This window comes from Methanosarcina sp. UBA411, from assembly GCF_002495725.1.
Classification (GTDB): Archaea; Halobacteriota; Methanosarcinia; order Methanosarcinales; family Methanosarcinaceae; genus Methanosarcina.
Genome location: NZ_DAGK01000035.1, coordinates 86,405 through 99,461 on the forward strand (window position 1 = coordinate 86,405; position 13,057 = coordinate 99,461).

Genomic DNA, 13,057 nt, shown 5'->3' on the forward strand with positions numbered 1-13,057 from the left:
GTTACGAGTTTACGAGACTTTAAGGATATATTTAATAAAGAAGTCCTAAGTTGTCGAACTCTGTCCTGACGATCCGCAGACCCTCATCGCAATCCTCCGGAGTTTTGCCACCTGTGATTACCAGTTTGCCAGAGCTGAACACAAGCACTACGACCTTGGGAGCCTCGACCCTATAAATAAGCCCAGGAAATACTTCTGGCTCGTATTCGACATTCTCCAGACCAAAAGCTATAGCAATGGTGTTCAGGTTAAGGGTTGTTTTCAAATCAGCACTAGCTACAATGTTCTGAACATGAACTTCAGGTTCTGGATATATTTTATCGAAGCCGATATCCTTTAGTGTGTTAGCCAGAGTGATTATGGCCGCATGAGCGTTCTCGATGCTCTTAGCTCCAGTGCATACCACTTTTCCGGAAGTGAAAATTAGAAAGGCAGCCTTGGGATTCTCTATTCTGTAGACGAGACCGGGGAACTTCTTTTTGTTATATTCTGCGCCTTCCAGCCCAGACTCCATCATTTTTTCCAGGTTGAAATCTTCTGCCAACGCTGTAGATGCCACCACGTTCTCTAAAATTACTGTGGATTCCATACAGCACGTATATGGAAGTTCTATAGTTCTGATCTTCGGTTTAGAGCCTATCCGAAAAGTCAGTAATGCATGTCGAAAAGTCACAATATGTATATAATATCCGGGCATCCGTTCCGGTTTTGCATTTTGTTAATGGAAAGTTATAGTAGGTAACCACTTTTCGGATAGGCTCATATAGTAATGGTTATTTTAGTTCAAAGCCTATTAATTGTACATTACAGAATTAGACTACGAACTCCTCATACCACTAAAAGAGAATTGTCCGGAACTTTTTGAAGAACCTAAGTAGTATGAATTCTTTTTAATCCAACAGGAGTAAAAAGCTGCGGCCAGCCAAGGTCACGAGAATCGAGGAGGTATATACCTTACGGGATTTTAGTTTCTAAACATATTTTCTTTAGTAAATATATAAGTATATAGTATACTAATTGGTGAAATCAGGAACGAACATATTGAGTTAGCAATTAAACTAAAAGGGGTAAATAATGACAAATATCCCATCAGAAACAAATAGTCCATTAGGGCACCCATCAGAATCTCAATCAGAATCCGTGACTGCCCCTAAAGAATTACCAAGTGCCCCGGAAGGTCAGAATGCAGTCGAATCACGACCTAGAGCAACTGCGAAAACTGGTATAGCCACCCGGTACTGGCTTGAACTGATGCCTTACCCCCCAGGCAGCGTAAGAAGTTTATGGCTCTTTGTTAGCGATGATTGGAGACACCTAGACAACCCAGACCTTGGAACTCAGGTCTCTGTGCAGGATGCCTTCTGCAGATGTTCGGAACGTCTGGAGGTTCTGGTCTGGTACTCCGAAGATATGATCGAAGGACTTGTAGTAAAGACAAAATAACTGAAAAGAAAGATTTCTTTTCTAACTTTTACCTATTTATAACAAATTTAATAAGGCATTCTTCGATTTTGATCAAACTTTTTTGAAAAGATTTGCTTTAAACCGTTTTTCTGGTAATTACACCATTGAGCCGTTTTCGCTCAAGCCTTTTTTGAAAAGGTTTGCGGTCAAACCTTTTTTGAAAAGATTTGCATTAAATAACTGCAAATCCTATTTTCCAGTATAAATTATTCGCTAATAAAGAAAAAGGGAGTAGAAGTGGGGGGTGAGCTATGAACAGAAACAAGTATTGGGAAATCACGCGGAGCGATTGGTACGGAACAGCTCAGGTAATTTTTGCGTTCATAGTAGTAATTATGATATTGTCGTTTTTCCTGCTTCCGGGTTACTGGTATCTCTGGCTTATAATAGTAGCCGGAGGACTTGCCTTGCTTGTGGCATGGCATGCAAAAAACTTTGCCTATCTCTGTCCCGGATGCGGTGAGGTGTTCGAGATTTCAACGCTTGAAGATTTCATCAGCCCCAATGGTGTAAATAAAAAATACCTCAGGTGCCCGAGGTGTGGGAAACGGGCCTGGGCTGATATTCTGGGAATTAAAGAGGCAACTATCCTAAAGAAGTAGCTGTTATCTGAAAACTAAATACCGGTCATATGAAAAGAAGAAGGGAACCTTAAGCCCTGGGAAAAGGTTTCCGAAAACGAACCCTGAGGAGCCATGAAAAAAGAAAGCAAAAACCAGGAAAATACTCCAGACTCTCTTACCGGAGAAAAAATTTCTCTTCTTCCAATTCTCGCTGTCAATTTCATAAGCACGCTCGGATTCAGCATCGTACTCCCGTTTCTGGTGTTTCTGGTTAGCCGACTGGGAGGGAACGCTTTCATTTACGGACTGGCAAGTTCGATGTATCCGGCTTTTCAGCTAATTGGAGCCCCTATTCTGGGCAGGTGGTCTGACACCTACGGTCGTAAAAAGATCCTGTTTTTAAGCCAGTTAGGGACTTTGCTTTCATGGATCATTTTCCTTGGGGCTCTTTTTCTTCCAGTAGTAAGCTTATTTAAAATAGATTCCGGAATCCTGGGAGCTTTTACCGTTACCCTGCCCCTTGCAGTGCTCTTTTTTGCCAGAGCTCTTGACGGACTGACTGGAGGAAATGTATCGGTAGCCAATGCTTATCTGGCCGATATTACTGCAGAAAGAGATAGGAGCCGGAATTTCGGGAAGATGTCGATTTCCGAGAACCTGGGATTCATAGTTGGGCCTGCCCTTGCTGGAATATTGAGCGTAACCGCGTATGGGGATGTAGCTCCTGTACTTGGAGCAATAGTAATCTCACTTATCGGAACACTGCTGATTATGTTTAATGTTCCCGAAAGTAAAGAGTGCGCTCTTGAGGGGCCTGAAGAAGCCGAGAATGTAAGGAAAATCTTCGGTTATGAGATAAGGGAATGCAGAACCGCAACGGGAATAAAAAAACCTGAATTCATGGAGATCCTGAGACTTCCATATATCCCTTATATGCTTTGCCTGTACTTTCTAATCGACCTTGGATACAATGTGTTCTACACGGCTTTTCCCCTGCACGCGATATCAGCGCTCAACTGGAGCATTGCGAAAATGGGCATTTACTTCACGGTGCTGAGCGGGCTTCTTATAATTGTACAGAGTACTTTACTTCCCAGGGTTTCAAGAAAACATTCGGATGCAACCCTCATAATCTTCGGAAGCCTGATTCTCGGTACGAATTTTTTGCTTCTCATTCCTGGGAACCTTTTCCTTACCTACCTTGCAGCAGGGTTTTTCGCGCTTGGAGACGGGCTTATGTGGCCTTCCTTTCTCTCTCTTTTATCAAAAGTTGCAGGAAGAAAGTACCAGGGAACAATACAGGGTGTTGCCAGCAGTTTCGGAGGCCTTGCAAGCATTACCGGACTTATCCTTGGCGGCCTTTTATATGAAACACTTTCAGGAACCTCTTTTTTAATTGCAGGTCTGGTAATCTACACTGTTTTTTTACTCAATTTCAGGCTTAGGCGTTTTGAAGAACAGAGGATTTTGAAGAGTAGATAACAAATAGATCTAATTTTGAGACAGATAAAAACCAGATCTCAGGATCAGTTAAATATCAAAATATTGGAAGAATGGACTGAGTTTGAAGATTTGGAAGTTGACATAAAATTTGAACATAAATAGACGTTTAAAAGTCCAATAGAATTTTAGTTAACAAATTAATTGAATAAAATCAAAAAGTCTATAATAAACAAATATTTAAGTGTTAAAATCTCATTATAATCAATAATTTTTGCGAGTTATTAATATATTTACATAAATGAAAGATAAAAATTCGAGACGAGTAAAATGATCGGCTTTTCTTATGTTTTTATTCTTTCCGCATTTATTGGTTTGCTTTCCTTTGTTTTCTGGGTATGGACTCTTATTGACTGTGTGAAAAAGGAGACAGATATAGGAAATACACGCCTGATCTGGGTCATAATTATTGTTTTAACCTATATCATAGGAGCTTTTCTATACTATCTTATTCGACGCCCTAAGAGGCATCTAGAGCTAGGGGAATGAAGCAGACAGAAATTAAAATTGGTAACTGTTTAAACTGTAAATTTTACCCGCATTAATCACCCCATCTTTAAAATTTGAGCATTTATTGCTACGATAACGGTGCTTAGGCTCATGAAAACTGCACCCATAGCAGGGCTCAGTAAAATCCCGTATCCATAGAGTACCCCGGCTGCAAGTGGAATGGCAAAAACGTTGTATCCTGTTGCCCAGAGAAGATTCTGATACATCTTGGAGTAAGTTTTCCTAGAAAGCCCGATAATATTAACCACATCTCTCGGATCGTTTTTTACCAGGACTATGTCAGCGGTTTCGATTGCAACGTCCGTACCTGCTCCTATGGATATCCCGATATCAGCCTGAGCCAGGGCAGGAGCATCATTAACTCCATCCCCAACCATGCCAGTAATGTACTGCGCCTGGACTTCCCTGACCTTCGCGGCTTTCTCATGAGGAAGGACTTCTGCGAAATAATCGTCAAGCTCCAGTTCCTGGGATACCCAGGCTGCAACATAGCGATTATCGCCTGTAAGCATGAGGCACTTTATTCCCATACTTTTAAGTTTTGAGATAGCTTCCTTGGATTCTTTCCTGACAATGTCGGCAAGTGCAAATGCTCCGAGTACCCTATCTCCCTCAAGCAGGAACACAACAGTCTTTCCCTGTGCTTTGATTTCTTCAATTTTCTCATTTTTGAGAGAAATTCCATTTTCTTCAAGATAACCAGGGCTCACAACAAGGAATTTTTTTCCTTCAATGAGCCCCTGTACACCTTTTCCCGGAATAGAACTGAATTCCTCCACGGGTTGAATTTGTATTCCTTTTTCCTGGGCACTTTCCAGAATGCCTGTTGCAATAGGATGTTCCGAACTGGCTTCCAGAGAGGCTGCAAGGCTTAAGATTCTTTTATTATCCTTTTCGTACTCTCCGAATCGATTTTCCTCGCCTGAAACAGAAACTACAAGAGAAACTACATCCGTAACCCCAAATCGACCTTCGGTAAGTGTACCGGTTTTGTCAAAAATAATAGCCTGAAGATTACGTGCTCTTTCAAATGCCTGCCTGTCCCGGATAAGAAGCCCAGATTTTGCGGCAATGGACGTTGAAACTGCAACTACCAGAGGGATTGCTAGCCCAAGAGCGTGCGGACAGGTAATAACCATTACAGTCACTGCCCTTTCCAGAGCAAAGACAAGCTGCTGGCCGAAAAGGGTCCAGAGAATAAAAGTGAGAGTACCCACAGTAAGGGCTATTATCGTGAGATACATGGCAGCCTGGTTTGCCAGATCCTGGGTTTTTGATTTGCTTTCCTGGGCAGCCCTGACGAGTTCAACAACCTGGCTGAGATAGGTATCTTTTCCGGTCTTTTCTACCCTGACGACAAAAGCTGCCTCTCCGTTAATTGAGCCGCCGATAACGTCATTTCCCGGCTTTTTCGAAACAGGCTTCGATTCCCCGGTAAGCATGGATTCGTTGACGCTGCTCGTTCCCTCGACAATAGTCCCGTCCACAGGCACTTTTTCCCCAGGTTTTATCAAAACCTTATCCCCGACTTCTAGCTGCTCAATCGCGACATCAATCACTTCTCCATCTTTCTTCAAGTGGGCAACCGATGGCATAATTTTTACAAGTTCCTCAAGGGCTCTCGAAGCTCCCATAACCGAACGCATTTCCAGCCAGTGCCCGAGTAGCATTACATCGATAAGGGTTACAAGCTCCCAGAAAAACACCTCTCCATGAAGCCCGAAAACTACAGCCGAGCTATAAAAATAAGCCACGCTGATTGCAATGGCTATAAGGGTCATCATTCCAGGAGATTTTTCGGAAAGCTCCTCTTTAATCCCCCTGAGAAACGGATACCCACCATAGAAATACACAATAGAGGAAAGGAAAAAAGTAAGGTAATCCGCACCCGGAACGTGAAGCTCAAAGTTGAAAAAGGCCTGAATTGTAGGCGAAAGTACCAAAACTGGAAAAGTTAACACAAAAGAAACAATAAATCTTCTTCTGAAATCTTCAAGCATTTGGGTATGATGGTTGGCGTGATCTTTCCCACCGGCCGCCTCATGGCCTTTGTGTTCCATTCCTTCATGCTTCTCTTCGTGCTTCATTTTTTCATGTTTCAGACCACGATGCTCATGATTTATCTCCTCATGCTGTTTATGTTCCGTTCCGCCACGTTCCTCATGTATCAGTTTTTCTTGTGGTTCATGGTCCTCATGTTTAATTTCGCTGTGCTGTTTGGGTTTCATTCCTTCATGCCGCTCAGGGCCCCCATGCCTTATTTCCTCATGTTGTCCATACGCCGGAGATTTCTCTTCGGTACGCATCGTTCGAGCTTCTGGAAGACCCTGATGCACTATATTTCCAGCAGATTTATTCCCGCTTCCTTCGTGAGATCTATGGGAATTTCCTGACGTATCCCTTACAAAATTTTTCTCTTTATCGCGATAAGAGGGTTTATTTTCTTGAGTTTTAGAAAAACCGGTGTTCACTCCCTTTTCTTCAGCCTTCATATCTTCCCAATTCCCCTGATTTTAATTTTGTTTTTAAATATATTAAAGTTTCTGATATATTAGAGGTTAAAAGATCCAAATATCCTGAGTGGAGAAAAATAATGAATCTTTTAGTGCGGTAATGTGAAAAGTGAATATTAGAGTTTACCGAGGTTAATTTTGAGAAATATATAAGAAAAGTATAATAAAAATAGTTTTTTTACTATCGTTATTGGGTATACTTAGTCATATATTGTGAAAAAAACTCAAGTCATGTATTTTATTGATATTTTATTAAAAATATCGACATTAGAGGATAAAATTAGAAAATTATAGAAAAACCATAGAAGAATCTGAAAAACCTGAAAAAAAACATTAGAAGAATATTTAAAAAGGTTATAAACAAGTGCAGGGAAAAAGCCAAAACTAAGCTACTTCAAGCCATTCTAAAAGGGAAATAAACCAAAACACACTCGTGAGAAGATATTTAACTGCTCTGTGCTCTTCGAATATTATTACGCACAGAGAGGACCAAAATAAAGAACATAATGACGCTAAAGACCCCAATAAAGATAGTATCCCTAAAGGCTATGTCCAGAGGAATATAACTAATAGACCCATAATCTGGAGGCAAGAAAGTCATAATTTAATCTACGTGCCCAAATATAATAAACTTATCGAATTGTCTTATATATGGAGGAAAATAAATTAAAATGTTTTGAAATTTAAAAACACAATATAATGATTAAGAAACCAAAATCTATGCACGATATTTCTGTTTACATCACTTTGCTTATTTTTGTAACCTGCCAGCTTTCCAGATTAAAGACATATATAAAATCGAGGGTTATGGTTTACGGGTTTATAAAAGGAACAAAAGAAATAGTGCAAATTTGAGAAAGGAACATTATTAATGGAAATGTATACAGTTTTAATATTATCAAGCTTTATTGCCGCATTAATTTCTGGCGCTGCCGGCTTTGGAGGTGCGCTTTTGCTTTTGCCTGTGTTAACCCTGTACATAGGTGCAGAACTTGCGGTTCCGGTACTTACAATTGCGCAATTGATTGGCAACCTGTCAAGAATGGCGTTCGGACTAAACCAGATTGAATGGAAAAAGGTTTTCTTATTTTCTATGACGGCAGTTCCATTATCCGCACTTGGAGCTTTTGGGTTTTCAATTAGCTCAAAAAGCACCGTAACAAGGATAATAGGTGCTGTTTTAATTTTGTTTGTATTTTTAAGGTATTTTAGGATATTAAAATTCAAACCGAATGATAAAACGCTTATCCTCGGAGGGGCAGTGACCGGCTTGCTGTCTGGACTTGCAGGAAGCGCCGGGCCGATTGGAGCTGCAGTATTTCTTTCCTTTGGCTTGCCCCCGGTAGCTTATATAGCAAGTGAAGCTGCGACCGCAACTGCAATGCACATAACTAAAATCATCGTGTATGGAAAACTTGTGAATCTCCCTCCAAATACTATTAATCTTGGACTTCTCATGGGGCTTGCCATGATATTTGGAACTTATGCAGCAAACAGCCTCATTAAAAACATGAAAAAAGAAATTTTTCAAAAATACGTGGCTGTTCTCCTTTGCGTGGTTGGGGCTTATATGCTGATTTAATCCGTGGATCGAAGCTAGAAAACAGATCCGAAATCATCTGACGCGAGATCTCATTTTATTCGGTTCTCCCTCGCACGTATGACAATTTTGCTTAATTCTCGCAACCACAACGCCGAACTCGCTACCGCCGCGCAGAGTAGCCAATCTCCAGGACTCAAGCTCACGGTCGAGAAAGCCTGCTGCAAAAACGGGAAGTAAATGACTGCTATCTGCAGCAGAAGCGACAAGATAACTGCGCCCCAAAGCCATTTGTTAGAGAACAAGCCGACAAATGCGCTTTGCTTATCCGAACGCGCATTGAAAACGACGAAAAGCGAGAAGAAAACCACTGTGTTAAAAGCCATCGTCTGTGCATATTGCAGGCTGCCTGAGCCTTCAACCAAACCTCCGGGTAAACTGGCATCCAGTACGAACAGCGTCCCAGCTGCCATGATTATACCGGTAAAGAGGTTGCCGGCCCACATGCTACGGGTTATCACTCCTTCTTCTCGCGGGCGCGGCGGTTCTTTCATCAATCCCGGCTCAGACGGGTCTACTCCGAGTGCAAGTGCAGGTGGGCCGTCCGAAACAAGGTTGATCCACAGGATTTGAGTTGCGAGCAGAGGCAGTACTATCCCGGCTCCGCCGTCGGCGGTCAGCCCTATAATATCTGCCAGCAGCAAGCCGAAAAACATTATCATCACTTCCCCGAGGTTTGAGGAAAGCAGGTAGCGCAGGAACTTACGAATATTAGAGAAGATAGCACGCCCCTCTTCTACAGCTCCTACAATAGTCGCGAAATTATCGTCCGCGAGCACAACATCGGAGGCTTCTTTGGAAACATCCGTTCCAGTAATGCCCATTGCAACCCCGATATCGGCCGTTTTCAAAGCGGGCGCATCATTAACCCCATCGCCCGTCATTGCCACAATTGCTCCCTGGCGTTGTAAAGCTTTCACGATCCGAAGCTTGTGTTCTGGGTTAACGCGTGCATAGACCGAGACTTCCCGAACCGTCTGGTCAAGCTTTTCCTCAGGCATCTTCTCAAGCTCAGCACCCGTAACAGCCTGCCCGTGAGTGGGAATGCCGAGTTCTTCAGCAATAACTGTAGCAGTTTTAGGATGATCGCCTGTTATCATTATCGGACGAATACCCGCAGCCATGGCACGTGCAACTGCATCTTTAGCCTCCCTGCGCGGCGGATCAATCATGCCGATCAATCCCAAGAAGATGAGGTCTTTCTCGACGTGTTCATCAAACTCTTCCTGCTTAAACGCATCTTTTGGCAGCGTGCGGGAAGCGACAGCAAGTGTTCGTAAAGCTTTACCGGCAAGTTCTTCATTACTCTTCAAAATTTCTGCGCGGCGTTCCTCAGTCAGAGGCTTGATATCATCTCCTACAAGCTCCTGTGTACAGCGAGCAAGCAATATATCCGGGGCGCCTTTGGTGAAGGAAAGCAACCGTTCCTCCTGCTCAGTATCACTATGAACCGTGCTCATCAGTTTGCGCTCTGAAGAAAAAGGCACTTCCCCAATTCGTTCCAGCCGTGCATTGAGAGCCTCAGCTTCCAGCCCGGCTTTGCGTGCCGCAACAATCAATGCTCCTTCGGTCGGGTCGCCATGTACCGCCCAGCGTCCATCGCGTTCATGCAACACTGCATTGCTAGCGCGGTCAGCGGCTGCAAGTGCACGCACTAACTCAAATTGGAGCGCGCCATCAAGCTTCCCTCCTCCTTCTCTACGCACCTCGCCTTCTGGAGCATAACCCGTACCTTCAAAATTGACGCGCCCACTCGCGGTGACTATCGTAAGTACAGTCATTTCGTTCTTCGTGAGCGTGCCCGTTTTATCGGAGGCGATGACATTAGCCGAACCAAGAGTCTCGACAGCCGCCAGATGGCGCACAATGGCGTTTTTTCGCGCCATGCGCTGAACACCGAGAGAAAGCACGACTGTCACCACCGCAGGCAGGCTTTCAGGCACAGCCGCGACTGCGAGCGCCACACCTAAAATGAGCACCTCAAAAAGAGCTGAGAAACCCCTTATATCTTCAACCAGGAGAATGGTTGCAATTATCACGACAGCAATAACAATAACGATGATTCCGAGCAGTTTGCCAACGCGGTGAAGTTCCTTTTGCAGTGGTGTGGTTTCTACAGGCGCTTCTTTGAGCATCCCTGCAATGCGTCCCATCTCGGTCTGCATTCCGGTTGCTGTAACCACTGCACGCCCGTGACCGTAAACAGCCACAGTACCGCTAAAGATCATATTATCGCGGTCGCCAAGTCCGACCTCTTCTGCAATAGGGATATCATCTTTCAAAACAGGCAGGCTCTCGCCAGTCAGTGCCGCTTCGGCCGTTTGAAGTGCAGTTGACTGAATCACTCGAGCATCCGCCGGGATAGTGTCGCCTTCTTCGATGATGATAATGTCGCCGGGCACAATCTCAGTCGCCGGAACACTCTGCCGCGTACCGTCCCGAATAACACTGGCCTGTGCCGCTGTCATCTGGCGCAGCGCCGCAATAGCTTCCTCAGCTCGGGACTGCTGAACATAGCCCATGATCGCATTGAGTAGTACAACTGCGAAGATAGCAATTGCTTCGTAAGGCAGGGCCGAATTTCGTTCATACAGCCACATTCCTGCAGAAATAAGTGTTGCAATAAGAAGCAGGATAACGAGTACATCTTGAAACTGCGCCAGAAATTTTCTCCAGGCAGGCACGGGCTTTTCTGCTGTCAGCTCGTTCTTGCCATATTTATCGAGACGTAACCGTGCTTCCTCTTTGCTCAAACCAGTCCGTGCATCCGTGCCAAGCGCGATTAACACTTCGTTAGCCGACTGCCGATAAGGGATAATCTGATCCTGCTCAATGGTCATAATCCTCATCTTTGATTCATTTTCGTTGCCCTTGGGCTTAACACATAAGTTATCAGAGGATTGGATTGCTCAGCTATCCTCCTGATGCTGGAAATTATAAAGTGGCTTGTAGAGGTCATGTATTGACTGTTATTCTGACGCAAGGAGTCACCAGCGGCGAAAGTTTTTGTTCCAGCCAATTAGCCAAGCTACTAACAGGAATTTGAAAGTGAAACCATCTTTTGAAATTCCCTTCTTTATACCTATAATCCCATTTTTATAGTCTATATACTGTAGTAATCACATAAATTAATGATTTTTATAAAATTTTATGATATTAAACCGGATGCAAAAATTTAATAGGTAGCTCACTCTGTAGACGGCAGAAACCGAAGTGTGTGACAGTTAGAACTTAAGACTAGAAGATTGAATATTAGGCTTTATACCAGCTGCAGCAACGGATGAGCAGTTAACAAACTAAATGAGAACACGCATAAGCAGGCAGTCTATATCAGAGTCTGACATAGGTTAGCAGGTTAAGTATGACCTCCAACTCAGATGCTTTTTTGAATAGGGCTCAAGATTTTTCGTAAGAGTTTTAATCTTCAAGACTTGGGCAGATGAATAAAAAACTAGTAGCTTAGCTTTTAAAATAAGCTCAGTAATAATGATTTTCGTTTTCTATTTATAAAATGCTTAGGTTTTTAATTGATCAGCATATAAATAAAAAGATTAATAATAAAAAGCTCATTATATTTACCATTTGGAGTAGGAATAGCCTAACCTTTGGAGATTATGAGTATTATTTATCACGCGAGAAGATCTGTCTAATTTTAGTACCGTAGAATGAAAATTCTTACAGGTTTTACCTATCGGTTTAAAGCAGATTCCTCAAATTCCGAGGGTGGCAATTTTACAAAGAGGTGGTGTGGTGAAGCAAAAGTTAACGCTAATCTTAGCGTCTCTCATCTTAATTACAATAACCTGCTCAGCTATTGCAGTGGGCCAGAATTGGAATACGATTAATTATGATGATTCCATGTCCAGGCACAGCAATCAGACGCAGATAGGCAAAGACAATGTAAATCAACTAGAGGTTAAGTGGATTCTCAACACGGGAGCTGTGATTGAGAATCCACCTTTGATAATAGGAAAGACGGGCTATGTTCAGAATAACAATTCCGAGGTTATTGCTTTTGATATGGAGACTGGCCTGAACAAGTGGAAGTATGACCATAACGTATCGTCTTTATATCCTGCCCATGGAGTAGCCTACGACAACGGAGTGATTTACGCTCCAACCGGACCTAACGGAACTGTAGTAGCTCTAAATGCTGAGAACGGCAAGAAAATCTGGGAATCGCCTGCCTTGCAGCCTCTGGGAGGATCATTCGCTGTTACCTCACCTCCACTCGTATGGAAGGATTATCTGATTCTTGGATCTGCATTTGGAGATGTAGTTCTTGAAGGTCCTGCTCCTACAATAGGAACAGTGACTGCCCTCAATAAAAATACTGGCAAAATAGTCTGGCAGACCTATACTGCAGTGGGTGAATGGGTTGAGGGAGAGAACTCCAGTGTTAACGGCGGCGCCACAGTATGGACGGGTGGAGCTATCGATACTGATAAAGGTGTAGTCTATCTGCCCTGTGGCAATCCTGCGCCTGACTTTGATGCATCCAGCAGACCTGGGGAGAATCAGTATGCAAACAATGTGATTGCTGTTAATATAACGACTGGTAAGATCATATGGGCGACACCCCTAATAGAGACAGGTACAGTTCTAAACGTCACAATTCCAGATACTCACGATTGGGATACCTGCTGGGGAACTAATCTGGTTACTATTAACTCTACCAATTGCTCTGAGAAAATAGTGATTGGCCACAACAAGAGAGGAGATGTTATGGCAATGGACTCAGATACAGGAAAACCAATCTGGTGGACGAACGTAGCTTATCTTTACCGCGTAGACGTTCCGGCCATGCCAAACGGCAGTGGACCGGTCTGGCCCAGTGTAAGCGGTGGAGTTATGGCATATTCAGCCTTTGATGAAAATAACCTGTATGTGGCTGTAAGCAATCAGGG

Annotated in this window: 9 protein-coding genes; 6 read left to right on the top strand and 3 right to left on the bottom strand. The window is 43.3% G+C overall.

The features are described 5' to 3' along the window. Positions 1–31 precede the first annotated feature (31 nt). Complete coding sequence (locus BP861_RS15310; protein WP_292376877.1) at positions 32–589, bottom strand: TATA-box-binding protein; 558 nt, start codon at positions 587–589, stop codon at positions 32–34. 485 nt (positions 590–1,074) lie between these two features. On the opposite strand from BP861_RS15310, the gene BP861_RS15315 reads away from it, so the two are divergent. The 4 genes from BP861_RS15315 (at position 1,075) to BP861_RS15330 (ending at position 4,016) form a co-directional block, all read left to right on the top strand. Beyond that, positions 1,075–1,443 (top strand): hypothetical protein, encoded by a 369-nt coding sequence (locus BP861_RS15315; protein ID WP_292376878.1) that lies wholly within the window; start codon positions 1,075–1,077, stop codon positions 1,441–1,443. A gap of 272 nt (positions 1,444–1,715) precedes the next feature. Further along, positions 1,716–2,066, top strand: coding sequence for a hypothetical protein (locus BP861_RS15320; protein ID WP_292376879.1), 351 nt, complete (start codon positions 1,716–1,718; stop codon positions 2,064–2,066). Positions 2,067–2,159: 93 nt separating this feature from the next. Then, positions 2,160–3,509, top strand: coding sequence for an MFS transporter (locus tag BP861_RS15325; RefSeq protein WP_292376880.1), 1,350 nt, complete (start codon positions 2,160–2,162; stop codon positions 3,507–3,509). Between the two features lie 288 nt (positions 3,510–3,797). Continuing rightward, on the top strand, positions 3,798–4,016 hold the full coding sequence (locus tag BP861_RS15330) for a PLDc N-terminal domain-containing protein (RefSeq protein ID WP_292376881.1): 219 nt from the start codon (positions 3,798–3,800) through the stop codon (positions 4,014–4,016). Between the two features lie 56 nt (positions 4,017–4,072). Here the strand turns inward: BP861_RS15330 and BP861_RS15335 are convergent, their stop codons facing one another. Further along, a complete protein-coding gene (locus BP861_RS15335; protein WP_394339187.1) occupies positions 4,073–6,124 on the bottom strand; it encodes a heavy metal translocating P-type ATPase in 2,052 nt (683 codons plus the stop codon). 1,297 nt (positions 6,125–7,421) lie between these two features. Here BP861_RS15335 and BP861_RS15340 point away from each other — a divergent pair. Continuing rightward, a complete protein-coding gene (locus tag BP861_RS15340) occupies positions 7,422–8,132 on the top strand; it encodes a sulfite exporter TauE/SafE family protein (protein WP_292376883.1) in 711 nt (236 codons plus the stop codon). Between the two features lie 50 nt (positions 8,133–8,182). On the opposite strand, the gene BP861_RS15345 is transcribed toward BP861_RS15340, so the two are convergent. After that, positions 8,183–10,990: a cation-translocating P-type ATPase gene (locus BP861_RS15345; protein ID WP_292376884.1), complete on the bottom strand. Its 2,808-nt coding sequence runs from the start codon at positions 10,988–10,990 to the stop codon at positions 8,183–8,185. A 910-nt stretch (positions 10,991–11,900) separates the two neighbouring features. Between BP861_RS15345 and BP861_RS15350 the strand changes: the two genes are divergently transcribed. Then, a partial coding sequence (locus tag BP861_RS15350; protein ID WP_292376885.1) for a PQQ-binding-like beta-propeller repeat protein occupies positions 11,901–13,057 on the top strand: 1,157 nt, incomplete at its 3' end.